We start from the raw sequence: 25,444 nt of genomic DNA, 5'->3' as shown, positions 1-25,444 counted from the left end.
ACGTCCTCCGGGTGGCTGGGGCGGACCGGTCAGCCGCGCGAGGCCGCGCCCGCATCCGCAGGCGGCACGGGTTGCGGCCGGGGGGGCCGCCGCGGTGCTGTGAAGGCGCATCCCATGGAGGCCGCGACGATCATGCCGATGGCCAGCCACTGGGCCGGGCTCAGGTATTCGCCCAGCAGCACCAGCGCCAGCAGTGCGGCGACGGCGGGCTCCATGCTGATCATGATGCCGAAGGCCTGCTGGGGCAGGCGCTTGAGCGCCACCATCTCCAGCATGATCGGCACGGCGCTGGACAATGCGGCCACGCCGATGCCGGTGAACAGCACGCCCGGCGCCAGCAGGCCGGCCCCGGCATGCCCGACGCCCACGGGCACCACGACCAGCGAGGCCGCGGCCAGCCCGAGGGACACGGAATGCCCGGTGTGCAGGTGCCCCAGGCGCTTGCCGAACAGGATGTAGCCCGCCCAGAACACGGCGGCCGCCAGCGCGAAGAGCACGCCCCGGAGGTCGAGCATTCCGGCACTCTGCTGCCAGGGCAGCAGCAGGCCCAGCCCCGCGACCGCCAGGACCACCCAGATGAAATCCAGCGGGCGGCGGGACGACAGCAGCGCCACCGACAGCGGGCCGGAGAACTCGATCGCCACGGCCACGCCGAAAGGAATGGTCTGCAGCGACAGATAGAAGCAGAGATTCATCGCGCCCAGGGCGGCGCCGTAGGCGGCGATGCGTGCCGCATCGGCCCGTGCGAGCGGCCGCCGCCAGGGGCGCCACAGGAGCAACAGCAACAGGGCCGAGAAGCCCACGCGCAGGGCGGTGGTGCCCTGGGCACCGACCAGCGGGAACAGGGAGTGCTTGGCCCAGGACGTGCCGACCCCGAGGAAGGTCACGGACCCGAGGATGGCGAGGGCCGGTATCAGCGGTGAATCATGCGATGCGGACATCGCTCAGGCGGCCGCGCGCTCTGCGGCGAAGTCCAGGCAGGCCTGCAGCATGCGGCGCAGGTGGGGCTGCACGCCCATGGCGGTGTCGGGCAGGTAGTCGAACGGCAGGGCCTCCTGCATGTAGCTGGCCTGCGTCATCTCGAGCTGCACGGCATGCACGTTGCGGCCCGGGTCGCCGTAGTGCCGCGTGATGTAGCCGCCCTTGAAGCGGCCGTTGAGCACCGCGCTGTAGCCGGGCGCGGCCATGCCGATGGCGAGCAGTTCGCGCGCGAGCGCCGGATCGCAGCTGGTGCCATCGGCCGTGCCGAGGTTGAGGTCGGGCAGCCGGCCGTCGAAGAAGCGCGGCAGCACGGAACGGATGGAGTGCGCATCCCACAGCACCGCCACGCCGTGCTGCGCGCGGATGCGGTCGATCTCGGCACGCAGCTGCGCGTGGTACGGATCCCAGTAGCAGCGGCGGCGCGCCTCGATCTCCGCGGCGGCCGGAGCCTGGGCCGGGTCGGCGTAGAGCGGGGTGTCGTCGAAGGTGTCCACGGGGCAGAGCCCGGTCACGCTCTGGCCCGGGTACAGGCTGCTGCCGTCGGGCGGGCGGTTCAGGTCCACCACGTAGCGCGAATGCGTGGCGATGAGCAGGGAGGCGCCCAGGCCGCGAGCGAAGGCGTAGAGGCGTTCCAGGTGCCAGTCGGTGTCCGGCACCTGCCGGGCCTCGTCCGTCAGGCGTCCGGCGATGTCCGGTGGCACATGGGTGCCGGCATGCGGCATGGACAGCAGCAGGGGCGCGGTGCCCGCGTGGAAATGGAAGAGCGGCGTGGCCGGTGCGTCGTTCATGGGCATTCTCGTGACAAGGCAGTTTCAGTGTTGCAGCAGGACGGAGCGTACCGTGGCGAAGGCGGCCGCGCTCTCTCCGTGCAGGGCATGGCGGCCCGCTGCGACGCGCTGCACGCCGGCCGTCCAGACGGCATCGAGGGCCGATGTACGGTGGCTGGCGAAGACATGGGCGGCGAGCTGGCTGTCGGCCGGCAGGCCGCGCAGCGCGATGTGCTCCGGGTCCAGCGCGACGAAGTCGGCCGGAGCGCCCGGCGCGAGGCCTGCCTGCGCGCCGGGCGACGTCAGATGCCCGGCGGCCTGCGCGCCGCCCTGCACGGCCTGCAGCAGCATGGCGGTGGCGACCTGCGGCTGCGCATCGGTGCCCAGCACGTTGCGGCGCCGCAGGGCCAACCGCTGGCCGTATTCGAGCAGCATCAGCTCTTCGGCCGCGTTCACGCAGGCATGGCTGTCGGAGCCCAGGCCCCAGACTCCGCCAGCCGCCCGCCACCGCGGCAGGTCGAAGAGTCCGTCGCCCAGGTTGGCCTCGGTCGTCGGGCACAGGCCCGCCACGGCGCCGGACCGGGCCGCGCCTGCGGCCTCCGCATCGCTCAGGTGCGTGGCGTGGACGAGGCACCAGCGGGCATCCACGGGCGCATGGTTCAGCAGCCACTCCACGGGCCGCTGGCCGCTCCAGGCGATGCAGTCATGCACCTCCTGTGTCTGCTCGGCGATGTGGATGTGCACCGGCGCGCCGGGGGCGATGGCGTCCAGGCCCTGCAGTGCCGCGTTCAGGCTGTCGGGTGGCACCGCGCGCAGGGAGTGCGGCGCGAGGCCCAGCACGCCGCCCTGCGCACGCACCACGGGCGCGAGGCGCTCGAGCAGCGCGAGCATGCCGTCGGTGCGGTGCAGGAAACGCCGCTGGCCCTCGCGCGGTGGCTGGCCGCCGAAGCTGCTGGCCTGGTAGAGCACCGGCAGCAGCGTGATGCCGATGCCGGCACGCCGTGCTGCGCGCAGCAGCGCGAGCGACATCTCGGCGTCGTCGGCATAGGGGCGGCCGTCCTCGGCATGGTGCAGGTAATGGAACTCGCACACCGCCGTGTAGCCGGCCTCCAGCATCTCCACATAGAGCCAGGTGGCGATCGCCTCCAGCGCCTCGGGCGACATGCGCGCGGCGAAGCGGTACATGAGGTCGCGCCAGCTCCAGAACGAATCGTCGCTGGCCGCGCGGAACTCGGTCAGGCCGGCGAAGGCGCGCTGGAAGGCATGGGAGTGCAGGTTGGGCAGTCCGGGCAGCAGCGGGCCGGGTGCGTGCGCCACGGCGGGCGGCGGGGCACTGTCCGGCTGTACGTGCGTGATGCGCCCGTGTCCGTTCCAGCGCAGCAGCACGTTCTTCGCCCAGCCTCCGGGCAGCAGGGCCTGTGCGGCGAAGAGCGCGCCGCCGTCGGAGGGGTAAGTCTGGCCGGTCATCGCTGCACCACCCTCCCCTGCCGGACGATCGCCTGCGGCGGCTGGTGCCCGAACCAGTATGCCAGCTCTGCCGCCTCGGCGAACGGCCAGAGCACGAAGTCGGCCGGCCGGCCGGCGGCGACGAGGCCATGGGTGTCCTGCAGGCCCAGGGCGCGCGCCGCATGGGTGGTGATGCCGGCCAGGGCTTCGGGTACCGTCAGCCGGAACAACGTGCAGGCCATGTTGGCCATGAGCCGCAGGCTCAGCGCGGGCGAGGTGCCGGGGTTGTGGTCGGTGGAGACGGCCATGGGCACGCCCGCGTCGCGCAGCGCCTGGATGGGGGGCAGGTGCGTGTCGCGCAGCGTGTAGTAGGCGCCGGGCAGCAGCACGGCCACCGTGCCGGCCGCCTTCATCGCGGCGATGCCCTCGGCGGACAGGTGCTCGACGTGGTCGCACGACAGCGCGCCGTAGCGCGCGGCGAGCCGGGCGCCATCCATGTCCGAAAGCTGCTCGGCATGCAGCTTGACGGGCAGTCCCAGCGCCTGCGCGGCCTGGAAGACCTGCTCGGTCTCGGCCAGGCTGAAGGCGATGCGCTCGCAGAACACGTCCACCGCGTCCACCAGGCCTTCTTCGGCCAGCGCGGGAAGCATCTCCCGGCAGACGAGATCGATGTAGTCCTGGCTGCGGCCGGCGTATTCCGGCGGCAGCGCATGCGCGCCCAGGAAGGTGGTGCGCACGGTGACGCCGAAGGCCTCGCCCAGCCGCCGTGCGGCACGCAGCTGCTTGCGCTCGTGCTCCAGCGCCAGGCCGTAGCCGGATTTGATCTCGATGGCGCACACGCCCTCGTCCAGCAGGGCCTGCAGCCGCGGCAGGGCCTGGGCGAACAGTCCGTCTTCCGAAGCGGCGCGCGTGGCCTTCACGGAGGAGACGATGCCTCCGCCCGCCCGCGCGACCTCCTCGTAGCTGGCCCCGGCCAGCCGCATGGCGAATTCGTTGGCGCGGTGGCCTCCATACACGAGGTGGGTGTGGCAGTCCACGAGGCCGGGCGTGGCCAGGGCCCCTCCACCCGCATGGCGGGGCAGCCCGGCGAAGGCCGGCGGCACGGCGGCCTCCGGCCCGACCCAGCGCACGGAGCCGCCCTGCACCACCACGCAGGACAGGGCACCGGTGGGCACGGCCACGTCAGGAATGAAAAGGCCTTCCGCCAGCCGCAGGCCGGTCCAGCAACCGTCGGCGCTGGGCAGGGAAGAAAAAAGTGTGGACTGCATGAGATTCCCTCTGGAGCGCGCAGCGCCCCTGTTCCATCAAGTGTCCTGCAGGGCCGGAACACCGGTCCGGCCGGCGTCCGGCGCCAGGCCGATCCAGGCCAGCACGGCACCGTGGGCATCTTCGGGAGCGAGCGGCAGGGGCGCTTGCGCGCGCTCACCCCACCACAGGCCATGGCCGGGCCGATAGCCCTCGCCCGCGCCATCGCGCCATGTGCCGGCGAGCACCAGGCAGACACCGGCCGGCGTGGAGCCCGGCTGCACGCTCCCCGACACCACTTCTATGGTGCCCTGCCACGCACCGCGGCGCAGCATGAGATTGAAATCGGTGGAGGTGCCGCCAAGGGGGGTGCAGTCGAGTGCAGCCGCACCGTCGAAGGCCCAGGGGCGCCAGGGTTCGTCGAGCCGGTGGTCGATGCCCTGCGCGCGCAGGTGCACCCCGTCGCCGTCGAGCAGCATGATCTGCCGCTCGATGCCCGGAAAGGCGGAGAACGGCCCGGCCCGGTCGATGGTGGCCGCGCTCACGCGCCAGCCGAAGCCGTCCATGCCGGCGCCGGGCGGCCAGCAGGCGATCTCGCGCGTGGCGCCGCCGCCGTTCTTCCAGGGGGTGGGCTCGATCGAGCCCAGGTCGAAACGCTGCATCGCCATGGTGTCAGGCGCCCTCGCCCGCCAGCAGCGGGAAGAGCGGATGCACCATGGGCGCGCCGGCAGGCAGTTCGTCGGCCAGGCCGGGGAACTCCGGCGAGGTTCTCCAGGCGCGCGGCGCATGCCGCACGTCGTCGCCTAGGAAGCGCACGGAGAACACCCGCCGCCGCCCCGGCCCCTCGAAGCCGCCGGCCGCATGCAGTGTGAGCATGTGAAAGCACACCACGTCGCCGGGCTCGATGTCCCAGCCCAGGATGTCGAAGGCGCTGCGATCGGCCTCCACGTCCGGCAGGTCCTGCAGGCTGCCTTCGGGGAACCACTTCGCCTGGTGGTCCATGAAGCTGCGCGGCATGAGCCAGGGGCCCCGGTGCGAGCCGGCCACGAATTCCAGCGTGCCGGCGCGCGGCACCGGGTCCACCGGGATCCAGCAGCTGATGTTCTGCGCGCCGTCGATGTTGTAGTAGGGCTGGTCCTGGTGCCAGGGGGTGCGCTGGCGCGTGCCGGGCTCCTTGACCAGCACGTGGTCATGGTAGAGGCGTACCCCGCGCGACTGCATGAGCCGCTGCGCCGCCAGGGCCACGGGCGTCTCGCCGATGAAGCGGCCGAACGCGGGGATGTCCTGCCAGTTGCAGAAGTCCTCGAAGAACCGGCCCGGGTCGTCCGGCCGGCTGGCGACCTTGGCGCGCTGGCTGGGCGTGGCCAGGTTGGCGTCGATGCCTTCGCGCAGCAGCGCCACCTCGCCCGGCGTGAGCAACTGGCGGATGCACACGGCTCCGTCGCGCGCGAAATCGGCCACCAGGTCGGGCGTGACGCGTTCCTGCACACGCTGGCGCAGGTCGTCGCGAAGGGCATGGGATGCGGATGCCATGGCGGGGGTCTCCTCGGGAACTCGGTCAGGCGCGCGTGAGCACGGCCTGCAGGAACGAGCGCGTGCGTTCCTGGCGCGGGTTGGTGAAGATGGTGGCGGGCGCGCCCGATTCGATGATGCCGCCGCCGTCCATGACGACGACGACATCCCCGACCTCCCGCGCGAAATCCATCTCGTGGGTCACGACCATCATGGTCATGCCCTCGCGCGCCAGCACTTTCATGACCTGCAGCACCTCGCCCACCAATTCGGGATCGAGGGCCGAGGTGGGCTCGTCGAACAGCATCACGCGCGGCTTCATGGCCAGTGCCCGGGCGATGGCCACGCGCTGCTTCTGGCCGCCCGAGAGGCTGGCGGGCATGGCCTCGGCCTTGTGGGCCAGGCCCACCTTCTCGAGCAGCACCCGCGCCTGCGTTTCGGCCTCGGCACGCGGCACTCCGTGCAGCTTGCGCGGGCCCAGCGTCACGTTGTCGATCACCGACAGGTGGGGAAACAGGTTGAATGACTGGAACACCATGCCCACCTCCTCGCGCAGTGCGTTGAGGTCACGGTCCGGCAGCATCCGGCCCTCGTCCACCAGCGTGCGCCCGCAGATGTCGATGCGTCCGCCCTGGGGCTGTTCCAGTCCGTTGCAGCAGCGCAGGAAGGTGCTCTTGCCCGAGCCGCTGGGGCCGATCACCACCACCACCTGCGAGGGCTGGACGTCGAAATCGATGCCATCGAGCACGACGTGGTCGCCATAGGCCTTGCGCAGGCCGCGGATGCGCACCATGGGCCCGGCATTCGGGGAACCGTTTTGCATCGTCATTGCACCATCCCTCCGGCGCGCAGGCGCAGTTCGATGTGGCGCAGCACCAGCGTGGTGGCCCCCGTGAGCACGAAGTACACGACCGCGATGGCCAGGTACACCTCCAGCGAGCGGTACGACACGCTGATGATCTTCTGCCCCTCGTGCATGAGATCGTGGATGGTGAGCAGCGACACCAGGGCCGAATTCTTGATGAGCGCGATGAACTCGTTGCCCAGCGGCGGAATCATGCGCACCACGGCCTGGGGCAGCACCACGCTGCGCATGGCCTGGCCTGAGGACATGCCGATGGAGCGCGCTGCTTCCATCTGCCCCTTGTCGATCGACTGGATCGCGCCGCGCACGATCTCGGACACATAGGCGCCCGAGTAAATGCCCAGCCCGATCACGCCGCACACGAAAGCCGGCAGCAGGATGCCGAACTGCGGCAGGCCGAAGAACAGGATGAAGAGCTGCACCAGCAGCGGCGTGCCGCGGATGACGGCCACGTAGGCCGTGCACAGGCCGTACACGATGCGATTGCGGGGATTGAGGCGGCCGATGCCCACCAGCAGGCCCATGACGCATCCGAGCAGCAGCGAGGCGGCCGTGATCTCCACGGTCACCGCCGCGCCCTGCAGCAGTTGGGGCAAGCCGGCCCATACGGGGGAGAAATCGAGTTCCATCGCTTCAGGTCGTCAGCAGGCCGTGTTCACTTGGCCGCCGGGGCGCTGAACCACTTCTTCTCGATGGCGGCATACGTTCCATCGGCCTTGAGCTTGGCGATGGCGCCGTTCACGGCGCGGGTCAGCTCGGGCGTGTCCTTGCGCAGGGCCATGCCGTATTCCTCGGTGGTGAGCTGTTCCTGGAGCACGCGCAGGCCGGGCCGCGTCCGGATGTACTGGTAGGCGGCGGGCTTGCCGGTGACGGCGGCGTCGGCGCGGCCGATGTCCACGAGGTTGAACATCTCCTGGTTCTTCTCCACCTCGACGCGCTGCACCTTGGGATGGTTCTGCGTGAGGAAGCCCACCGACTTGGTGCCCACCTGCACGGTGACCTTCTTGCCGTCCAGGTCGGCGATCTTCTGGATCGACGTGTTGCCGTCCTTCACCATGGCGACGAGGCCGCCCGCGTAGTAGGGCTCGGTAAAGTCCACCACCTTCTTGCGCTCGTCGGTGATGTAGATGGCCGACACGGCCATGTCGAAGCGCCTGGAGATCAGGCCCGGGATCAGGCCCTTGAAGTCGATGTCCACCCACTCGACACGCTTGCCCAGGGCCTTGCCGACGGCCTCGACGAGTTCGACGTCGAAGCCCGTGCGCTTGCCGTTCTCGACGAATTCCATGGGCGGGAAAGTGGCGTCGGTGCCCACGCGCAGCACGTTGTCCTGGGCATGCACGCTGGCATGTCCCAGGGCCAGGGCGGCCATGCTGGAGAGAAGGAGGCGGCGGCGGAAGGTCATCATGGCAGGTCTCGGTTCAAGGGTCTGGGAAACGGGAAAACGGAAGGAAACCAGGAAAGCAATCAGTGCAGCAGCAGTTCTCGGGAGATGCGCGCGGCGGCGACGACCGCCATGCGGATCAGCGTCTGCTCCTGGCCCTGCGCCCGCAGGATCGGCGCCATGAGCGTGATGGCGCCGGCGGCCTGGCGCGAAGCGCCGAAGAGCGGCACGCTGCAGCCCCACACGCCCGGGTCCACCTCGCCTTCGCTCACGGCGAAGCCTGCCGTGCGGATGGCGTCGAGTTCGTCGCGCGCGGCCCGGCGGCCCGGCGTGCCCGGGCCCCACTGGGCGTCGAGCACGGCGTCGCGTGCGGCTTCGGGCAGGTGGGCCAGCACGCATTTGGCCGAGGCGCCTGCGCGCAGCGGCACGCTGCGCCCCTTCTCGAACGAGCAGCGCAGCGAATGGTGGCTCTCCACCATGTCGAGGCAGATCGCCTGGTCGTTCACGGCCACGATCAGGCCCACGCTTTCGTGCGATTGCTGCGAGAGCTCCACCATGCCGGGCCGCGCCTGCCGCACGAGGTGCGAAGCCAGGTCGAACCCGAGAGCGAGCTGCAGGCTCAGCGGGCCGGGTGCGTAGAAGCCATCGCTCTCGAGCACGAAGCCCCAGCGCTTGAGCCGCGCGAGCTGCCGGTACAGCGTGCTGCGCGCGAGGCCGGTGAGTTCCATGAGCTCCGGCGCCGACGAAGCCTTGCCCTGCTGGGCCAGCACCGCCAGCACCTGCAGCACACGGTCTGCGGTGGGTACGGCGGCGGGCAAGGCGCTCTTGGGCATGCCGGCAGTATCAAAGGAAGCCGGCGTACGTCACAGCCTTTCATTCCCGGAAAATGGGAATGGACGTCCCTTTTTTGCGCTTTCGCGGGCTTTGCGTCCACATTCCATTTTTTCCGCGGCCCCTCTCAGCGCACCATCGGCAGGTGGAGGCGGTGCTTCTTCGCCGTGGCAATGGCGATGTCGTAGCCCGCATCGGCATGGCGCATCACGCCGCTGGCCGGATCGTTCCACAGCACGCGGCCCAGGCGCGCAGCGGCCTCGTCGGTGCCGTCGGCCACGATCACCACGCCGGCATGCTGCGAATAGCCCATGCCCACGCCGCCACCATGGTGCAGGCTCACCCACGTGGCCCCGCCGGCGGTATTGAGCAGCGCGTTCAGCAGCGGCCAGTCGCTCACCGCGTCGGTGCCGTCCTTCATGGCCTCGGTCTCGCGGTTCGGGCTGGCGACGGAACCCGTGTCCAGGTGGTCCCGGCCGATCACGATGGGCGCCTTGAGTTCGCCGTTCTTCACCATCTCGTTGAAGGCCAGCGCCGCCTTGTGGCGCTCGCCCAGGCCCAGCCAGCAGATGCGCGCGGGCAGGCCCTGGAAGGCGATGCGCTCGCGGGCCATGTCCAGCCAGCGGTGGGTGTGCTTGTTCTCGGGGAACAGCTCCTTGATCCTGGCGTCGGTCCTGTAGATGTCTTCCGGGTCGCCGGAGAGCGCCACCCAGCGGAACGGGCCCTTGCCTTCGCAGAACAACGGCCGGATGTACGCGGGCACGAAGCCGGGGAAATCGAAGGCATTCTTCACGCCCTGGTCGAAAGCCACCTGGCGGATGTTGTTGCCGTAGTCCACCGTGGGGATGCTCATGGCCTGGAAGTCGAGCATGGCCTGGACGTGGACGGCGCAGCCCTGCGCGGCGGCCTGCTTCAGGCGGGCATGCTGCGCCGGGTCGGCGGCGGCGGCCTGCCATTGCTCCACGCTCCAGCCCGCGGGCAGGTAGCCGTTGATGAGGTCGTGGGCCGAGGTCTGGTCGGTCACGATGTCGGGCCGCGGGCCGCCCGCCTTCGCGCGTCTGGCCAGTTCGGGCAGCACCTCGGCGGCGTTGCCCAGCAGCGCGATCGACACCGCCTCGCCCCGGGCCGTGTGGTGCGCGATGAGCGCCAGCGCATCGTCGATGTCCTTTGCCTGCTTGTCCACGTAGCGCGTGCGCAGGCGGAAGTCGATGCTGGACTGCTTGCATTCGACGGCCAGCACGCAGGCCCCCGCCAATACGCCCGCCAGCGGCTGCGCTCCGCCCATGCCGCCCAGTCCCGCCGTCAGGATCCACCGGCCCGACAGGTCGTTGCCGTAATGCTGGCGGCCGGCCTCGACGAAGGTCTCGAACGTGCCCTGCACGATGCCCTGGGCACCGATGTAGATCCAGCTGCCGGCCGTCATCTGGCCGTACATGAAGAGGCCCTTGCGGTCCAGCTCGTTGAAGTGCTCCCAGGTGCCCCACTTCGGCACGAGGTTGGAATTGGCCAGCAGCACGCGGGGCGCGTTCTCGTGCGTCTTGAACACACCCACGGGCTTGCCGGACTGGATCAGCAGGGACTCGTCCGCTTCCAGGTCCTTCAGCGATGCCAGGATCTGGTCGAAGCATTCCCAGTTGCGCGCCGCGCGGCCGATGCCGCCATAGACCACCAGCGATTGCGGGTTCTCGGCCACGTCCGGGTCCAGGTTGTTCTGCAGCATGCGGTAAGCGGCTTCGGCCAGCCAGTTCTTGCAGGTGAGCTGGCTGCCGCGCGGCGCGCGGATGACGCGCGTGGGATCGTGGCGCGGGTCTGCGTTGGCGGCAGCGGACAGGATGGCGTCGTTGGCGTTCATGGCATCGCTCCTTGGGGCGTTCGGGTACGGGCGGGAATTACTGGAAGCTGGGCAGGATGGCCGCGAGCGGCGCGGGCCACGCCGAGGTGCTGGCCCACAGGCGCATGGCCTCGATGTCGGGTGCGAGGTAGCGGTCCTGCTCCAGGAAGGCCACGCGCTCGCGGATGGCGGTGAACTGGCCTTCGATCAGCGGCGAGGACTGGAGGCTGCGGTCGAACTCCATGCCCTGCGCGGCGGCCATGGCCTCGATGCCCACGATCACCGCCGTGTTGCGTGCCATGTCCAGCAGGCGCCGCGCGGCGTAGGTGGCCATGGAGACGTGGTCCTCCTGGTTGGCCGAGGTGGGCAGGCTGGTCACGCTGCTGGGGTGTGCCAGGCACTGGTTCTCGGCGGCCAGGGCCGCGGCCGTGACCTGGGCGATCATGAAGCCGGAGTTGACGCCGCTGTCCCGGATGAGGAAGGCCGGCAGGCCCGACAGGCCCGTGTCCAGCAGCAGCGCGAGGCGGCGCTCCGAGATGGCACCGATCTCCGACAGCGCCAGGGCGATGATGTCCGCCGCGAAGGCGACCGGTTCGGCATGGAAGTTGCCGCCGGAAATCACTTCCCCCGTGTCCGTGAACACCAGCGGGTTGTCCGACGCGGCATTGGCCTCGATCCGCAGCACCCGGGCGGCATGCGAGAGGTTGTCCAGGCAGGCGCCCATGACCTGGGGCACGCAGCGGATGGAATACGGGTCCTGCACGCGGCCACAGTTGGGATGGGACGGGTCGATGGCGCTGCCCTCCAGCAGCGCGCGCACGGCAGCGGCGACGGCGATCTGGCCGGCCTGCCCGCGCGCTTCGTGGATGCGCGCGTCGAAGGGCTTGACCGATCCCTTGATGGCTTCGAGCGTGAGGCAGCCCGACACCAGGCCGGCGGCGAACACGCTTTCGGCCGCGAACAGGCCCGCCAGCGCCAGCGCAGTGGAGACCTGCGTGCCGTTGAGCAGCGCCAGCCCCTCCTTGGGGCCGAGCACGAAGGGCTCCAGCCCGATGGCGGCCATGGCCTCGCGGCCCGGGACGACCCGGCCGCCCACCTTGGCAGCGCCCTCCCCGATCAGCACGCAGGCCAGGTGCGCCAGCGGCGCCAGGTCGCCCGAGGCGCCCACCGATCCCTTGGCGGGAATGACCGGCAGCACGTCGGCATTGGCCAGGGCGAGCAGCGCATCGACCAGCGCCGGGCGCACGCCCGAATGGCCGCGCGCCAGGCTCACGGCCTTGGTGGCCAGCACCATGCGCACCACGTCGTCGGGCAGCGGCTCGCCCGTGCCCACGCTGTGCGACAGCACCAGGTTGCGCTGCAGCTCGGCCAGCCGGTCGTGCGCGATCTTGGTGCTGGCGAGCTTGCCGAAGCCGGTGTTGATGCCATAGACCACTTGGTCTTCCTCGACGATGCGGTCCACCGTCGCCTGGGCGGCCTGCATGCCGGCCAGGGCGGAGGCATCCAGTGCCAGCCGCCGGCCGCCAGCGGCGATGGCGCGCAGTTCGGCCAGGGTGACCCGGCCGGGGTGCAGTACGAGGGGGGGCATGGCGCTCATGGCTCTTCCTGTATATACAAGTCAATCTGCAAAATGTTCCGGCGATTTTTTCCCCGGCGGCGGGCGCATTGAACCACGGAACCGTCAACTTGTATATACAGGTTGACCTCCATGCATTCACCCGACGAGCGGATGGCCGTCGGCCCGTATGCGGCTGCCGAGCCGGTAGCGCGAACCCGGGTGCAGGCAGCGCACCAGCGTGACCGGCATGCCCCGCGTCCAGGTCCGGCGCGTGAGCAGCAGGCAGGGGTCGCCTCCGGCCATTTCCAGCAGGCGCGCCTGCTCGGGCGTGGGCAGCACGGCGTCCACCACGTGCTCCATCTGGTCGAACGGCACATTGCGTACCAGGTACTCGGACGGCTGCATCCGCGTGAAGTCCTGCGCGCCGAACTGCGGCACCGCGCGCGGGTTCACGTAGCGGTCTTCCAGTTGCACCGGCACGCCGTCCTCGCGGTGCACGCAGACCGCATGGAAGACCGACTCGCCCGTGCGCAAATCCAGGGCGGCCGCGATGTCCAGCGGCGCGGAAACACGCTCCACCGCGAGTACGTCGCAGCGGTAGTCGTGGCCGCGCTGCCGGATCTCGCTCGCGAGGTTGGCGATCTGCAGCAGCGTGGACTGCGGCTTGTCCTCCGCCACGAAGCTGCCCACGCCGGCCACGCGCACGATGCGGCCCTGCTCCGCCAGTTCGCGCAGCGCGCGGTTCACGGTCATGCGCGACATGCCGAACTGCTGTACCAGTTCGCTCTCCGACGGCAACCGGCCCCCCGCGCGCCACGATCCGTCCTGGATCCTGCGCACGATGTGGTCCTTGATCTGCTGGTAGAGGGCGAGCGCCGGTTCGGCGGCGGCCGGCAGGCGGGCGGTTCGGGGGCCCTTGCGGGCGGTCGTCGTCATGCGCGGGACTCTATCAGCGCACTGTGCTGTGGCCGGCCCCGCATCAATGCGCCTCGGCGGCCATGGACTCGGCCCGGATTTCCTCGGTCAGCCGTGCCTTGAGTTCCATGAACTCCGGCGAGGTCTTGACGCGATAGTGCCGCGGGTGCGGCAGGTCGACCGCGATCTCCGTCTTGATGCGCCCCGGCCGCGCGCTGAACACGGCCACGCGGCTCGCCATGAAGATGGCCTCGTCGATGTCGTGGGTGACGAACATCACGGTCTTGCGCTCGGCTTCCCAGATGCCCAGCAGCAACTCCTGCATCAGCACGCGGGTCTGGTTGTCGAGCGCGCCGAAGGGCTCGTCCATGAGCAGGATCTTCGGGTCGTTGGCCAGCGCGCGGGCAATGGCCGTGCGCTGCTGCATGCCGCCCGAGAGCTGCTTGGGATAGTGCTGCTCGAAGCCGCGCAGCCCCACCTTGGCGATGAAATAGGCCGCGCGCTCCTTCTGCTGCGACTCGGGCATGCCGCGCTCGCGCAGGCCGAAACGGATGTTCTGCTCGATGGTGAGCCAGGGAAACAGCGTATAGCTCTGGAACACCATGCCCCGGTCGGCGCCCGGGCCCTCGACCGGCCGGCCGTCCAGCAGCACCCGGCCGCCGGTGGGCTGGTCCAGCCCCGCCACGATGCGCAGCATGGTCGATTTGCCGCAGCCCGAAGGGCCCAGGATGGTGACGAAATCGTTGTCTGCCACGTGGAAATCGACCGGCATCAGGGCCTGCGTGGCCGGGCCCTTGGCCGAGGTGAAGGTGCGCGACACCCCCTGGATATGCAACTCACTCATCAGATGGCGCTCCAGGCGAAGAGGCGGCGGTTGAGCGCCTTGAAGAGAAAGTCCGACACCAGGCCGATGACACCGATCACGATGATGCCGAAGATGATCTGCCCGGTGTTCAGCAGCGCCTGGCTGTCGGTGATCATGTGGCCGATGCCGGACGACGAGCCGATCAGCTCGGCCACGATCACGTACGTCCAGGCCCAGCCGAGCACCAGCCGCAGCGTCTCGGCGATGTCCGGCGCGGCGCCCGGAATGAGCACGCGGCGCACAATGCCCGTGGGCGTGGCGCCCAGCGTGTACGCGGCCTCGACCAGGTCCTTGCGGGCGTTGCCCACGATGACGGCCACCATCAGGATGATCTGGAATACGGAACCGATGAAGATCACCAGCAGCTTCTGCAGTTCGCCCAGCCCGGCCCAGAGGATGAGCAGCGGGATGAAGGCCGATGCCGGCAGGTAGCGGCAGAAGGACACGAAGGGCTCCAGGAACGCCTCGACCCCCTTGTGCGCGCCCATGGCAATGCCCAGCGGCACAGCCACCAGCGCGGCCAGGACGAAGCCGCCCAGCACGCGCCACACCGTCATGCCGATGTCGTGCAGGAAGTTGAACTGCGTGAACAGCAGCCAGCCCTCCTGCACCATGGTGACCGGGCTCGCCAGGAAGGTGGGCGACACGTAGCCGCCCAGCGTGGCCACCGACCACGCGGCCACGAAGAGCACGAAGAAGGCCGCGCCCAGCAGCCAGCGCGTGCGCGGGGCCACCGGCTCCAGCGGTCGCAGGGTCCGGCGTCGCAGCGGGGCCGCCGGCAGCGCGGCGGGTTGGTCGTCAGCGGGCACGGCGCCCATCACCCGGCTCATCGGCGGGGCTCCCACGGCAAGGCTCGGCGGTCCATTGCGTCACCTCACTTGATGAAGCTGTCATCGAACATGGCGCCGAAGTTGTCCGGCTGCTTGCGCACCACGCCCGCCTCCAGCAGGATCGCGCCGGCATCCTTCATGAACTGCTGCAGTTCGCCCGCGAAGAACTTCTGGTTGGCGGCCTTGTCCTGCCAGCGCAGGTAGGCCGACGACTTGGCGAATGCCTCGCCCGTCTGCTTGACGGCCGCGCCCATGATCTCGTTGGCCTTGGCGGGGTCGGCCTTGATCATCTCCAGTGCATCGAAATACGACTGCGTGAGCGCCTGTGCGGCCTTCGGGTTCGCCTTGAGCCAATCGGGCGCGCAGCCCACCGTGTCCATCACCATCGGGTAGTCGATGGTCGTGGCGAGGATCTTGCCCGCCTGCGGGTTGGCGCGGATGGTGGACAGGTAGGGCTCGTACGTCATCGCGGCATCGTTCTGGCCCGAGACGAAGGCCTGCGCGGCCGGCTGCGGCTCCAGCGACACGGTCTTCACGTCCTTGAGCGTCATGCCGTTCTTCGACAGCATCCAGGCGAGGCCGAAGTATGGCGCGGTGCCCGGCGCGCTCACGGCCACCGTCTTGCCCTTGAGGTCGGCGAAGCCCTTCACGTCGTTGCGCACGGCGATGCCGTCGGCGCCGTAGGACTTGTCCATCTGGAAGATCTGCACGATGGGCACGCCGTTGGTGTTCCAGGCGACGTGCGTCTCCACCGTGGTGGCGGCGCACTGGATGGCCTTGGACGCCAGTGCGAGGTGGCGGTCCTTCTGCGGAATCATCTTCAGTTCCACATCCAGGCCGTTTTTCCTGAAGATGCCGGCCTTGTCGGCCAGGGTCAGCGGCGCGAAACCGGTCCAGCCGGACATGCCCAGCGCGATCTTCGTCTCCTGGGCCTGGGCGGCCATCGCCAGCCCGACCATGCCCGCCGCCGCGGCGAGCCGCGACACACCACTCCATACCGTTCTGCCCATCGTCCTGCTCCTCGTGAATGAATGCACCTGGAAAATCGACTGCCCGCCCATTCTTGCCCCCTGCTCATGCTGTCTATACAGGGTTAACTCGCACGCATCCGGCTGCATGGCGAGCAGCAAGGCCGGGCGGTCAAGCCGCAGGGTCCCTCCATGCAAGAAGGAGACCAGGGCTTCCTGCGGGGAAACCCTGGCTGCAACGGCGTCCCCGGGGCACGGATGCAGTCCGCGAATCCCCGGACCGGTGCGCCGGCTGTCCCCTGCACACCACAAGCGTGCGACAGCATGGACAGGCCGTGTCGGAGAGTTCCGTAAAAGCAGCCCTTGCCCCCCGGACGGACATGCCCCCGCCCTTAGAATTTGACACATCTACAACATCGAGCGAAAGCGGCCTTGGCCATGACTCTGCAGTACGAGGCCCTCGCGGCCATCCTGGATCGCAAGGAAGAGGCCATCCTCCAGGAATGGCTGGCCGAGGCGGCCCAGGGCGACGCCCTGCATTCCGCTGGCGCCGTCTCCGATGCGCGGGACATCCTGCAGGCGCTGCGCACCGCGCTGCAGAGCGCGCCGCCGCCCGCCGGCCACCCGCAGGCGGGCAGCGCATGGCACACGCTCGACGGCGTGCTGGAATCCCTGTCGCGCTCCCGGGCCGCCCGCGGCGAGACCGCCGGCGACACCAGCCTGTTCGTGCTGGCGCTCAAGAAGGCCCTGTTCACCCAGCTGCAGGCGACATCGCAGGACACCACCACCCTGCAGTCCGCGCTGTGGAACACCACCGCCCTGGTGGACCGCATGGCGCAGCACACGGTCAACACCTTCCAGCAGGCGCGCGAGGACATCATCCGCCGCCAGCAGGAAGAACTGCTGGAACTCTCGACCCCGGTGGTCAAGCTCTGGGACGGCGTGCTCGCCGTGCCGATGATCGGCACGCTCGACAGCAACCGCACCCAGGTGGTGATGGAAACACTGCTGCAGCGCATCGTGGATACCGGATCCGACATCGCCATCATCGACATCACCGGCGTGCCCACCGTGGACACGCTGGTAGCCCAGCACCTGCTCAAGACGGTGGCCGCCATCCGGCTCATGGGCGCCGACTGCATCGTGAGCGGCATCCGGCCGCAGATCGCGCAGACCATCGTGCACCTGGGCATCGACCTGCAGGGCATCCACACGCGTGCCACGCTCGCGGACGCCCTCTCCCTCGCGCTGCAAAAGAACGGCTGGCGCATCGACCGCGTGCGCGACTGACCAGGGAACGGCATGGAACGCATACCGATTCTCCGCATGGGCAACACCCTGCTGGTCACCATCCAGGTGGACATGCAGGACCGCACCGCCCTCGCACTGCAGGAAGACCTCGCCACGCGCATCGCCGACACCGGCGCCACGGGCGTGATGATCGACATCTCCGGACTGGAGATCGTGGATTCGTTCGTGGGCCGGATGCTCAGCAGCATCTCCGGCATCGCGCGCATTCTTTCTGCACATACGGTCGTGGTCGGCATGCAGCCGGCCGTGGCCATCACCCTCGTGGAACTCGGCCTGTCGCTGGACGGCGTGCGCACCGCGCTCAACGTGGAGCGCGGCATGGAACTGCTGCGCCGCATCCGCGAGGAGGCCCCTCTTGGCCGATGACACCTCGGGCACCCTGCCCCTCGAATCCGAGCAGCACATCGTGCTGTGCCGCCAGGCCGTCCGCACGCTGTGCGGCAGGCTCAGGTTCTCGCTGGTGGACCAGACCAAGGTCATCACCGCGGCCAGCGAGCTGTCGCGCAATACCCTGATCCACGGCGGCGGAGGCCGCATGCGCTGGGAACTGCTCGACCAGGCCGGGCGCTCCGGGCTGCGCATGCACTTCGAGGACGAAGGCCCGGGCATTGCCGACCTGCAGCTCGCCCTGTCGGATGGCTGGACCTCCGGGGGCGGCATGGGCCTGGGCCTGCCGGGCAGCCGCCGGCTGGTGAACGACTTCGACATCCGTACCGCCCCCGGCCAGGGCACCTGCGTGACCATCACGAAATGGAAGTGATGGACGCGATGCCCCACGCCTCCACCGAGGTCCTGCACGGCTGGACCCACGTGGCCTTCCCGATCGACGACGCCAGCCGCGTCGGCGAGGCGCGGCGCTTCGGCGCGCACGCCAGCGGGGAACTGGGCTGGAACGCCACCGATGCCGGCCGGCTGTCGCTGGTCGTCACCGAGCTGGCCACCAACCTGCACCGGCACGCCCGGGGCGGCCGACTGCTGATCGCGGCCATACCCGGACGGCGCACGGTGGAGGTCATCGCCATCGACAACGGCCCCGGCATCGCCGACCTGCGGCTGGTGATGCGCGACGGCTATTCCACCGGTGGATCGCCCGGCACGGGGCTGGGCGCCGTCCGGCGCCTCTCGGACAGCTTCGATCTCCATTCCACGCCCCAGGGCACCGTCTGCGTTGCACGGGTGCAGGAACGTCCGCAGGAAGAAGAGGATGGCTTCGCTGCCGCGGATGCCGTTGCGCGCCGCGCGGCGCCCCTCCCTGCGGTCCGCATCGGCGCGATCTGCCTGCCGCTGCGGGGAGAGACCGTCTGCGGCGACGCGTGGGCGGCCGCCATCGACGGGGAGCGCATGGCACTGTGCGTGGCCGACGGCCTGGGACACGGCCCCGAGGCGGCGCGGCCCGCGCAGGCGGCGCTGTCGGTCTTCCTGCAATCGCCGTTCGGCGAGCTCGGCGGTGTGACCGACCGGGCCCACCTGGCGCTGCAGGGCACGCGCGGCGCGGCCATGTGCAGCCTGCGCTGGGACGGCCCGCAGGCCCCCGTGCACAGCGCCAGCATCGGCAACGTGGCGGCGCGGCTGGTCTCCGGCGTGGCCGACCGCTCGGTGCCCGCGCTGCACGGCACCGTGGGGCTGCACATCCGCAAGGGCGGCGAGACCGCCACGCAGCCCCCTGCGCATGCGCTCGCCGTCGTGCACACCGACGGCATCGAATCGCGCTGGCCTCCCGCCGCCCTCCATCCCCTGCTCGGCCGCGACCCTGTACTCGCGGCCGCAGTGCTGCTGCGCGACCACCACCGGGCCCGCGACGACGCCACCGTCGTCGTGGTCCAGCGCACTGGCTGAGCCCGCGCACACGAGGACCCGCACGATGACATCCGAGCAAGAAGACCAGACTGCCGCCGCCGCTCCCGAGGCGTTGCGCGCTGCCCTGGCGGCGAGCCAGCAGGAGCTTGAACTGCTGCGCGCGGAACTGGAGGAAACCAACCGCGGCGTGGTGGCGCTCTATTCGGAACTGGACACACAGGCCGAGCAGCTGCGCAAGGCCACCGAAATGAAGAGCCGGTTCCTGGCATACATGAGCCACGAGTTCCGCACGCCGATCAGCTCCATCCGCAGCATTGCTCGGCTGCTGGCCGACCATGTGGACGGCCCGCTGAATGCCGAGCAGTCGCGGCAGGTGGCTTTCATCCAGGCGACGGCGGCAGAGTTCTCCGACATGGTGGACGACCTGCTCGACCTCGCCAAGATCGAGGCCGGCCGCGTCGATATCTCGCCCGCCTGGTTCGAGATGGTGGACCTGTTCCAGGCCCTGCGCGGCATGTTCAAGCCGGTCGCCACCAACCCCGAGCTCAACCTGGTGTTCGAGGAGCCCCACAACCTTCCGCCGCTCTTCACGGACGACCGCAAGCTGTCGCAGATCCTGCGCAATTTCATCTCCAATGCGCTCAAGTTCACGCCGCGCGGCGAGGTTCGCGTGTCCGCGCAGGCCTGCGGAGGGGACCGCGTGCGCTTCTCCGTCGCCGACACCGGCATCGGCATCGCCCCCGAGTTCCATGCCAGCGTGTTCGAGGATTTCTCGCAGGTGGGCTCGCCGCTGCAGAAGCGCCTGCGCGGCACCGGCCTGGGCCTGGCGCTGTGCCGCCAGCTCGCCGAACTGCTCGGCGGCGCCGTGGAGCTGCAGAGCACGCCGGGCGAAGGATCGGTGTTCTCCGTGACGCTGCCCGTGCGCCTGCCGGAGCCGGCGCCCGCCACCGGGATCGCGGAGTGACACATATGCTGGACGTCGGAGCCATCCACGCGACCATCGAACGCTCGGCCCACACCGTGCTGGTGGTGGACGACAACCCGGTCACCCGCTACTCCACCACGCGCGTCGTGCGCGCGGCGGGCTTCCAGACCATGGAAGCCGAGAGCGGCGCACAGGCCCTGCAGATGGCGGGCGAAGGCATCTCGGCCGTGGTGCTGGACGTGCATCTGCCGGACATCGACGGCTTTGCCGTCTGCCGCGCGCTGCGCGCCCGCGAGGACACGGCCCAGTTGCCCGTGATGCACCTCTCGGCGGCCCACGTGCATGCCGAGGACCGCGTCACCGGACTGAACGCAGGCGCGGACGCCTACCTCACCCATCCCGTGGAGCCGGCGGTGCTGGTGGGCACCCTGCAGGCACTCATCCGCGCGCGCACCGCGGAGGACAGCCTGCGGCGCAGCGACCGGCGCTTTCGCGCCATCTACAGCCAGGCCCTCAGCGGCATCGGGCTGCTGGAGCGCGACGGACGCTTCACCGACGTCAACCCGGCGATGGCGCGCGTGCTCGGGCGCACCCGCCAGGAAGTCCTCGGCCGCGCGATCAGCGACTTCGCCCCGCCCGGCTGGGTGGACTTCGTCAGGGACAAGACCGTGGACACCGGCCAGTCGGCCACCTGGCAGGGAGAGTTCCCGCTCATGCGCCCCTCGGGCCAATGGGTGTACCTCGAATGGAGCATTTCCGCGCACGTGGAACCCGGGATGCGCATGGCGCTCGCCGCCGACATTTCCGAGCGGGTGGAACTCGACAGCCGCCGCCAGGAGGTGCTGGAACGCGAGCAGGCGGCCCGCGCCACGGCCGAGCGCCTGAGCCGCACCAAGGACGACTTCATCGCCGTGCTGTCGCACGAGTTGCGCACGCCGCTGAACGCGATCGCCGGCTGGGTGCACATCCTCAAGCGGCGCGGCGGCACGCCGGAACTCATCAAGGGCCTGGATTCCATCCACCGCAACGTCAAGGCGCAGGCACGCATCATTTCCGACATCCTCGACGTCTCTCGCATCAACAGCGGCAAGCTGCACTTGGAGCGCGAATGGACGCAACCCATCGAGGTCGTGCGCTCCGCGATCGATGCACTGCAGGCCTCCATCGCGGAAAAGCACCTCGAGATCGTGCTGAGCGCGGGCGAAGACACCGGGCCCGCATGGCTCGACCCGACCCGCTTCCAGCAGATCTTCTGGAACCTGCTGACCAACGCCATCAAGTTCTCGAACGACAGCGGACGCATCGACGTGTCGATGTGCCGCCACGGCGATGCGCTCACGCTGTCCGTACAGGACTTCGGACGCGGCATCTCGCCCGAGTTCATCGAGCACCTCTTCGACCGGTTCACCCAGAGCGATTCGCCGGACAACCGCCGCCACGGCGGCCTGGGCCTCGGCCTGTCCATCGTCAAGCACCTCGCGGAGCTGCATGGCGGCGGAGCCGAGGCCTACAGCGCCGGCACCGGGGAAGGCACCACGATCACGGTCACGCTGACCGCGGCCTATGAAGGCGGCGCCGGCGCCAGCATGCCTGCCGTCCCGGCGTCCGACGAGCCGGCCCCGGAGCCGGCCGAGGCCGAGCGTCCGCTCAGGGGCATGGACATCCTCACCGTCGAAGACCACCCCGACGCGAGCGAAATGCTGGCCGTGGTCCTCTTGGACGGAGGCGCCCGGCCTCGCCAGGCGGTGGATTTCGACTCCGCGGTGCAGGCGCTGCGCGAGCGCTGGCCCGACGTGGTCGTGAGCGACATCGGCCTGCCGGGGCGCGACGGATACGAGTTCGCGCGTGCGCTGCGCGACATGCCCGTGCCGCAGGGGCTCAAGCCGCCCATCGCGATTGCGCTCACCGCGTTTTCGCGCCCGCAGGATGCGAACAAGGCCCTGGAAGCCGGTTTCGACGCGCACCTGGGCAAGCCCCTGCAGCCCCATGCACTGATGGCCACCATCGTGCGCCTGATGGCCGCCCGCCAGGCTTGAGGCCCACGTCCCCCGACGCCATGACGCCCCCACCGCACCCGCCCGCCGAACGCCATGCCGACATCTTCATCGGCCAGAGCGAGATGGCGCGCCGCATGCGCCAGCACGACTGGGAAGCGACGCCGCTCGGGCCGCCCGAACGCTGGCCGCAGGGGCTCAAGGCCGCGCTGCGCATCCTGCTGACCTCGCGCTTCGAAATGTGGGTGGGCTGGGGCCCGGACATCGCCTTTTTCTACAACGACGCCTACCGCCCCACCCTGGGCACGAAGCACCCCGACGCGCTCGGGCGCCCCACCGCGGAGATCTGGGCCGAAATCTGGGACGACGTGAAGGACCGGATGCACGCGGTGTACCAGCGTGGCGAGTCCACCTGGGATTCGTCCCTCATGCTGCTCATCGACCGCGCCGGCACCGGCACGCTCGAGGAGACCTACCACACCTTCTCGTACAGCCCGCTGCTGGACGACGACGGACGCGTGAACGGCCTGTTCTGCGCGGTGTCCGAGGACACGGGCCGGGTCATCAGCGAGCGCCGCCTGGCGATACTGCACGAACTGGGCGCAGCCATGTCGCTGGGCGGCACCCGCCAGCAGGTCGTGGACGGCGCCTGCCTCACCCTGGCGAACGCGCAGAAGGACCTGCCCTTCTCGCTGATCTATCTCTACGATGCCCACGGCACGGCGCGGCTGGCCTGCAATGCCGGCGTGCCCTCGGGCCACCGGCTGGCGCCGCGCGAAATGGCCCCCGGCGCGCCCTGGCCCTGGCGCCTGGACCGGCTCGCCGCCGGCGAGGCCGCGTTCGCCGTCCCCCTGGAGCCGGCGGCCGACACGCCCACCGGCGCATGGCAGGTTCCCCCGCACACCGCCTTCGTGGTGGCGCTGCCGCCGCAGGGGGATGCCCGCTCCGCGGGCTTCCTCGTGTGCGGCGCCAATCCGCTGCGTCCTGCGGACGACGCCGAGACCCGGTCGTTCGTGCAGCTGCTCGCCGGGCAGGTGGCGCCCGCCATCGCGCAGGCCGAGGCGCTGGAATCCCGCACGGCCGAGCGCGACCGCCTGCGAGAACTGTTCAGCAAGGCGCCGGGCTTCATGTGCGTGCTGCGCGGGCCCGACCACGTGTACGAGTTCGTCAACGACTCCTACCAGCAGCTCATCGGCCGCAGGAACATCGAGGGCAAGTCCATCCGGGAAGCCCTGCCGGAACTGCAGGGCCAGGGCATCCACGAACTGCTCGACGAGGTGTACCGCACCGGCCGGCCCTACATCGGCAAGAACCTCAAGGTCCTGCTGCAGCGCGAACCGGGCGGCCCGCTGACCGAGCATTACCTGAATTTCATCTACCAGCCCACCCTGGACGGCGTGGGAGCGGTGAACGGCATCTTCGCCGAAGGCTATGATGTGACCGACCAGCGCATGGCAGAACAGGAGCTGCGCGCCCTCAACAGCCACCTGGAAAGCCGGGTGGTCGAGCGCACCCGCGACCTGGAGGATGCCCTGGCGCGCCTCACCGCCGAATCCCGCGAGCGCGAAGCCGCCCAGGAGGCGCTGCGGCAGTCGCAGAAGATGGAAGCCGTGGGCCAGCTCACGGGCGGCCTCGCGCACGATTTCAACAACCTGCTGGCCACCATCAGCGGCAGCCTCGAGCTGATCAACCGGCGCGTGGCGCAGGGGCGCTTCGACGACCTGGCCCGCTATGTGACGGTCGGCCAGGGCGCAGCGCGGCGCGCCGCCTCGCTCACCCACCGCATGCTGGCCTTCTCGCGGCGGCAGACGCTCGACCCCAAGCCCACCGACGTGAACCGCCTGGTACGCGGCATGGAGGAGCTCATCCGCCGCACCATCGGCCCCGAGACGGAACTGGAAGTCGTCAACGCCGTGGGCCTGTGGACCACCCACGTGGACCCGCACCAGCTCGAGAGCGCGCTCCTGAACCTGTGCATCAACTCCCGCGATGCCATGCCCGGCGGCGGCCGGCTCACCATCGAGACCGCCAACGCCTGGATGGACGAGCGGGCAGGCCGCGAGCGCGACCTGCCGCCGGGCCAGTACGTGTCGCTGTGCGTGACCGATACCGGCACCGGCATGGCGCCCGAGGTGATGCGCCGCATCTTCGAACCCTTCTTCACCACCAAGCCGATCGGCATGGGCACGGGCCTGGGCCTGTCGATGGTGTATGGATTCGCGCGGCAGTCGGGCGGGCAGGTGCGCGCGTATTCCGAACCGGGCATGGGCACGACGATGTGCATCTACCTGCCGCGCCACGAAGCCCAGCCCGAGGACTCCGACATTCCCACCCTGCAGCTGCCCGAGGCCGGCGAAGGATCGGGGGTCGTACTGGTGGTGGACGACGAGCCGAGCGTGCGTTCCCTGGTGGTGGAAGTGCTGCACGAGATGGGTTACCAGACCATCGAGGCGCACGACGGCCCCTCGGCCCTGCAGGTGCTGCAGTCGCGCACCCACCTGGACCTGCTGATCACCGATGTCGGCCTGCCCGGCGGCATGAACGGACGCCAGCTGGCCGACGGCGGGCGCCTCACGCGGCCCGACCTCCAGATCCTCTTCATCACCGGGTATGCCGAGAACGCGGCCGTGGGCAACGGCCACCTGGAGCGCGGCATGCACGTGCTGACCAAGCCCTTCACGCTCGACGCGCTGGCCCACCGCGTGCGCACCCTCATCCGGCAACCGTCATGAGGCCTGCCGCGCTCCGAGCCCCGGCCCCGCCCGGCGGCGCCATCCACGCGCAGGGCGGGCCCGAGGCCGACTGCCTGGGCGCACTGCGGGAGGCCACGCGCACGCGGCACGAGCGCCTCGACGCGGCGCTGCCCATCGCCCGTCCGGGAGCGACGCTGGACGACTACATCCGGCACGCACGTGCCCTGGCGGCCTGGCTCCAGGCGCTGTCTCCGCTGCTCCGCATACTCGACGGCGGAGCGCCTGCCTGGCCGCTCGACGATCCGGCGCGGCGGGACGCCCTGCAAGACGATCTGGCGGATGCCGGGGCCGCCCTGCCGCCCTGTGAAGCCCCGGACGCACGCTCGCCCATCGACGCGGCGCTCGCGGCATGTCCCGGGCAGCACGCCGCCGTGGCCTGGGGAATGGCCTACGTGGTGGAAGGGTCTCAGCTCGGAGGACAATGGCTCTACCGGCGACTGGCCCAGCCCCTGGCGCCCCACCCACTGCGGTATCTGCAGGGCAGCGGCACCCGCACGGCGGAGCGGTGGAAGGATTTCACGGCCCGCCTGGCCCGCAACGTGCGGACGCCGGCCGACATCGAAGCGGCCTGCGCCGGAGCGCGCGCGGCCTTCGATGCCTTGCAACGGCTGTACGATCGTCAGGAAATACCCGCATGACTGCTCCACGCCCTTCCCTCCGCGCCGG

At 70.0% G+C, this 25,444-nt stretch carries 24 protein-coding genes; 8 read left to right on the top strand and 16 right to left on the bottom strand.

Annotation, left to right across the window (positions count from 1 at the left end; genetic code table 11):
- Positions 1-29 precede the first annotated feature (29 nt).
- From ACGHC0_RS12440 to ACGHC0_RS12365, 16 genes are all read right to left on the bottom strand, one after another.
- Positions 30-941, bottom strand: a complete 912-nt coding sequence (locus tag ACGHC0_RS12440; RefSeq protein ID WP_368355490.1) for an EamA family transporter — start codon at positions 939-941, stop codon at positions 30-32.
- A gap of 3 nt (positions 942-944) precedes the next feature.
- Positions 945-1,769, bottom strand: coding sequence for an N-formylglutamate deformylase (hutG, locus tag ACGHC0_RS12435; RefSeq protein WP_415268357.1), 825 nt, complete (start codon positions 1,767-1,769; stop codon positions 945-947).
- 24 nt (positions 1,770-1,793) lie between these two features.
- Positions 1,794-3,215 (bottom strand): formimidoylglutamate deiminase, encoded by a 1,422-nt coding sequence (locus tag ACGHC0_RS12430; RefSeq protein ID WP_415268356.1) that lies wholly within the window; start codon positions 3,213-3,215, stop codon positions 1,794-1,796.
- Positions 3,212-4,462, bottom strand: a complete 1,251-nt coding sequence (hutI, locus tag ACGHC0_RS12425) for an imidazolonepropionase (protein ID WP_415268355.1) — start codon at positions 4,460-4,462, stop codon at positions 3,212-3,214. Before hutI ends, ACGHC0_RS12430 begins: the two co-directional genes overlap by 4 nt.
- 36 nt (positions 4,463-4,498) lie before the next feature.
- Positions 4,499-5,107 carry a HutD family protein gene (locus ACGHC0_RS12420; protein WP_405045351.1) on the bottom strand — a complete coding sequence of 203 codons (609 nt, stop codon included), beginning with the start codon at positions 5,105-5,107 and terminating at the stop codon, positions 4,499-4,501.
- A 4-nt stretch (positions 5,108-5,111) separates the two neighbouring features.
- Positions 5,112-5,972 carry a phytanoyl-CoA dioxygenase family protein gene (locus ACGHC0_RS12415; RefSeq protein ID WP_415268354.1) on the bottom strand — a complete coding sequence of 287 codons (861 nt, stop codon included), beginning with the start codon at positions 5,970-5,972 and terminating at the stop codon, positions 5,112-5,114.
- Between the two features lie 25 nt (positions 5,973-5,997).
- Positions 5,998-6,780: an amino acid ABC transporter ATP-binding protein gene (locus tag ACGHC0_RS12410; RefSeq protein WP_415268353.1), complete on the bottom strand. Its 783-nt coding sequence runs from the start codon at positions 6,778-6,780 to the stop codon at positions 5,998-6,000.
- Positions 6,777-7,445 carry an amino acid ABC transporter permease gene (locus ACGHC0_RS12405; protein ID WP_415268352.1) on the bottom strand — a complete coding sequence of 223 codons (669 nt, stop codon included), beginning with the start codon at positions 7,443-7,445 and terminating at the stop codon, positions 6,777-6,779. Before ACGHC0_RS12405 ends, ACGHC0_RS12410 begins: the two co-directional genes overlap by 4 nt.
- 26 nt (positions 7,446-7,471) lie before the next feature.
- Positions 7,472-8,221: a transporter substrate-binding domain-containing protein gene (locus ACGHC0_RS12400; protein WP_415268411.1), complete on the bottom strand. Its 750-nt coding sequence runs from the start codon at positions 8,219-8,221 to the stop codon at positions 7,472-7,474.
- Positions 8,222-8,283: 62 nt separating this feature from the next.
- Positions 8,284-9,033, bottom strand: coding sequence for an IclR family transcriptional regulator (locus ACGHC0_RS12395; RefSeq protein ID WP_368355483.1), 750 nt, complete (start codon positions 9,031-9,033; stop codon positions 8,284-8,286).
- Positions 9,034-9,158: 125 nt separating this feature from the next.
- Positions 9,159-10,883 carry a urocanate hydratase gene (gene hutU / locus ACGHC0_RS12390; protein WP_415268351.1) on the bottom strand — a complete coding sequence of 575 codons (1,725 nt, stop codon included), beginning with the start codon at positions 10,881-10,883 and terminating at the stop codon, positions 9,159-9,161.
- Between the two features lie 37 nt (positions 10,884-10,920).
- The gene (gene hutH, locus ACGHC0_RS12385; RefSeq protein ID WP_415268350.1) at positions 10,921-12,459 is read right to left on the bottom strand and encodes a histidine ammonia-lyase; all 1,539 of its coding nucleotides are present in this window, start codon (positions 12,457-12,459) and stop codon (positions 10,921-10,923) included.
- A gap of 117 nt (positions 12,460-12,576) precedes the next feature.
- A complete protein-coding gene (hutC, locus tag ACGHC0_RS12380) occupies positions 12,577-13,356 on the bottom strand; it encodes a histidine utilization repressor (RefSeq protein ID WP_415268349.1) in 780 nt (259 codons plus the stop codon).
- A 43-nt stretch (positions 13,357-13,399) separates the two neighbouring features.
- Complete coding sequence (locus tag ACGHC0_RS12375) at positions 13,400-14,179, bottom strand: ABC transporter ATP-binding protein (protein ID WP_368355479.1); 780 nt, start codon at positions 14,177-14,179, stop codon at positions 13,400-13,402.
- The gene (locus ACGHC0_RS12370) at positions 14,179-15,030 is read right to left on the bottom strand and encodes an ABC transporter permease (protein WP_368355478.1); all 852 of its coding nucleotides are present in this window, start codon (positions 15,028-15,030) and stop codon (positions 14,179-14,181) included. The genes ACGHC0_RS12375 and ACGHC0_RS12370 overlap by 1 nt, the downstream gene beginning before the upstream one ends.
- Positions 15,031-15,074: 44 nt before the next feature.
- Positions 15,075-16,040 carry an ABC transporter substrate-binding protein gene (locus ACGHC0_RS12365; RefSeq protein ID WP_415268348.1) on the bottom strand — a complete coding sequence of 322 codons (966 nt, stop codon included), beginning with the start codon at positions 16,038-16,040 and terminating at the stop codon, positions 15,075-15,077.
- Positions 16,041-16,436: 396 nt separating this feature from the next.
- Between ACGHC0_RS12365 and ACGHC0_RS12360 the strand changes: the two genes are divergently transcribed.
- The 8 genes from ACGHC0_RS12360 to ACGHC0_RS12325 are packed head-to-tail and all read left to right on the top strand — an operon-like array spanning position 16,437 to position 25,416.
- Positions 16,437-17,288 (top strand): STAS domain-containing protein, encoded by an 852-nt coding sequence (locus tag ACGHC0_RS12360; RefSeq protein ID WP_415268347.1) that lies wholly within the window; start codon positions 16,437-16,439, stop codon positions 17,286-17,288.
- A 12-nt stretch (positions 17,289-17,300) separates the two neighbouring features.
- Entirely contained in the window at positions 17,301-17,675 is a 375-nt protein-coding gene (locus tag ACGHC0_RS12355) for an STAS domain-containing protein (protein WP_011796049.1), read from the top strand.
- Positions 17,665-18,069, top strand: coding sequence for an anti-sigma regulatory factor (locus tag ACGHC0_RS12350; protein WP_074686823.1), 405 nt, complete (start codon positions 17,665-17,667; stop codon positions 18,067-18,069). Before ACGHC0_RS12355 ends, ACGHC0_RS12350 begins: the two co-directional genes overlap by 11 nt.
- Positions 18,069-19,145: an ATP-binding SpoIIE family protein phosphatase gene (locus tag ACGHC0_RS12345; protein WP_415268346.1), complete on the top strand. Its 1,077-nt coding sequence runs from the start codon at positions 18,069-18,071 to the stop codon at positions 19,143-19,145. Before ACGHC0_RS12350 ends, ACGHC0_RS12345 begins: the two co-directional genes overlap by 1 nt.
- A gap of 25 nt (positions 19,146-19,170) precedes the next feature.
- Entirely contained in the window at positions 19,171-20,070 is a 900-nt protein-coding gene (locus tag ACGHC0_RS12340; protein WP_192882391.1) for a sensor histidine kinase, read from the top strand.
- Positions 20,071-20,075: 5 nt separating this feature from the next.
- On the top strand, positions 20,076-22,067 hold the full coding sequence (locus tag ACGHC0_RS12335) for a response regulator (protein ID WP_415268345.1): 1,992 nt from the start codon (positions 20,076-20,078) through the stop codon (positions 22,065-22,067).
- A 20-nt stretch (positions 22,068-22,087) separates the two neighbouring features.
- Positions 22,088-24,757: an ATP-binding protein gene (locus ACGHC0_RS12330; protein WP_415268344.1), complete on the top strand. Its 2,670-nt coding sequence runs from the start codon at positions 22,088-22,090 to the stop codon at positions 24,755-24,757.
- Positions 24,754-25,416, top strand: coding sequence for a biliverdin-producing heme oxygenase (locus ACGHC0_RS12325; protein ID WP_415268343.1), 663 nt, complete (start codon positions 24,754-24,756; stop codon positions 25,414-25,416). The genes ACGHC0_RS12330 and ACGHC0_RS12325 overlap by 4 nt, the downstream gene beginning before the upstream one ends.
- Positions 25,417-25,444: the final 28 nt, after the last annotated feature.

The organism is Acidovorax sacchari, from assembly GCF_042847045.1.
Taxonomy (GTDB): Bacteria; Pseudomonadota; Gammaproteobacteria; order Burkholderiales; family Burkholderiaceae_C; genus Paracidovorax; species Paracidovorax sacchari.
The sequence above is the reverse complement of the archived record's forward strand: the minus strand, read 5'-3'. Positions and strand labels throughout refer to the sequence as shown.

Excerpts from the sequence above, each read along its gene's own strand:
- ACGHC0_RS12440 (WP_368355490.1), bottom strand. The coding sequence starts at position 941 with ATGTCCGCATCGCATGATTCACCGCTGATACCGGCCCTCGCCATCCTC.
- hutG (WP_415268357.1), bottom strand. The coding sequence starts at position 1,769 with ATGAACGACGCACCGGCCACGCCGCTCTTCCATTTCCACGCGGGCACC.
- ACGHC0_RS12430 (WP_415268356.1), bottom strand. The coding sequence starts at position 3,215 with ATGACCGGCCAGACTTACCCCTCCGACGGCGGCGCGCTCTTCGCCGCA.
- hutI (WP_415268355.1), bottom strand. The coding sequence starts at position 4,462 with ATGCAGTCCACACTTTTTTCTTCCCTGCCCAGCGCCGACGGTTGCTGG.
- ACGHC0_RS12420 (WP_405045351.1), bottom strand. The coding sequence starts at position 5,107 with ATGGCGATGCAGCGTTTCGACCTGGGCTCGATCGAGCCCACCCCCTGG.
- ACGHC0_RS12415 (WP_415268354.1), bottom strand. The coding sequence starts at position 5,972 with ATGGCATCCGCATCCCATGCCCTTCGCGACGACCTGCGCCAGCGTGTG.
- ACGHC0_RS12410 (WP_415268353.1), bottom strand. The coding sequence starts at position 6,780 with ATGACGATGCAAAACGGTTCCCCGAATGCCGGGCCCATGGTGCGCATC.
- ACGHC0_RS12405 (WP_415268352.1), bottom strand. The coding sequence starts at position 7,445 with ATGGAACTCGATTTCTCCCCCGTATGGGCCGGCTTGCCCCAACTGCTG.
- ACGHC0_RS12400 (WP_415268411.1), bottom strand. The coding sequence starts at position 8,221 with ATGACCTTCCGCCGCCGCCTCCTTCTCTCCAGCATGGCCGCCCTGGCC.
- ACGHC0_RS12395 (WP_368355483.1), bottom strand. The coding sequence starts at position 9,033 with ATGCCCAAGAGCGCCTTGCCCGCCGCCGTACCCACCGCAGACCGTGTG.
- hutU (WP_415268351.1), bottom strand. The coding sequence starts at position 10,883 with ATGAACGCCAACGACGCCATCCTGTCCGCTGCCGCCAACGCAGACCCG.
- hutH (WP_415268350.1), bottom strand. The coding sequence starts at position 12,459 with ATGAGCGCCATGCCCCCCCTCGTACTGCACCCCGGCCGGGTCACCCTG.
- hutC (WP_415268349.1), bottom strand. The coding sequence starts at position 13,356 with ATGACGACGACCGCCCGCAAGGGCCCCCGAACCGCCCGCCTGCCGGCC.
- ACGHC0_RS12375 (WP_368355479.1), bottom strand. The coding sequence starts at position 14,179 with ATGAGTGAGTTGCATATCCAGGGGGTGTCGCGCACCTTCACCTCGGCC.
- ACGHC0_RS12370 (WP_368355478.1), bottom strand. The coding sequence starts at position 15,030 with ATGAGCCGGGTGATGGGCGCCGTGCCCGCTGACGACCAACCCGCCGCG.
- ACGHC0_RS12365 (WP_415268348.1), bottom strand. The coding sequence starts at position 16,040 with ATGGGCAGAACGGTATGGAGTGGTGTGTCGCGGCTCGCCGCGGCGGCG.
- ACGHC0_RS12360 (WP_415268347.1), top strand. The coding sequence starts at position 16,437 with ATGACTCTGCAGTACGAGGCCCTCGCGGCCATCCTGGATCGCAAGGAA.
- ACGHC0_RS12355 (WP_011796049.1), top strand. The coding sequence starts at position 17,301 with ATGGAACGCATACCGATTCTCCGCATGGGCAACACCCTGCTGGTCACC.
- ACGHC0_RS12345 (WP_415268346.1), top strand. The coding sequence starts at position 18,069 with ATGGACGCGATGCCCCACGCCTCCACCGAGGTCCTGCACGGCTGGACC.
- ACGHC0_RS12340 (WP_192882391.1), top strand. The coding sequence starts at position 19,171 with ATGACATCCGAGCAAGAAGACCAGACTGCCGCCGCCGCTCCCGAGGCG.
- ACGHC0_RS12335 (WP_415268345.1), top strand. The coding sequence starts at position 20,076 with ATGCTGGACGTCGGAGCCATCCACGCGACCATCGAACGCTCGGCCCAC.
- ACGHC0_RS12330 (WP_415268344.1), top strand. The coding sequence starts at position 22,088 with ATGACGCCCCCACCGCACCCGCCCGCCGAACGCCATGCCGACATCTTC.
- ACGHC0_RS12325 (WP_415268343.1), top strand. The coding sequence starts at position 24,754 with ATGAGGCCTGCCGCGCTCCGAGCCCCGGCCCCGCCCGGCGGCGCCATC.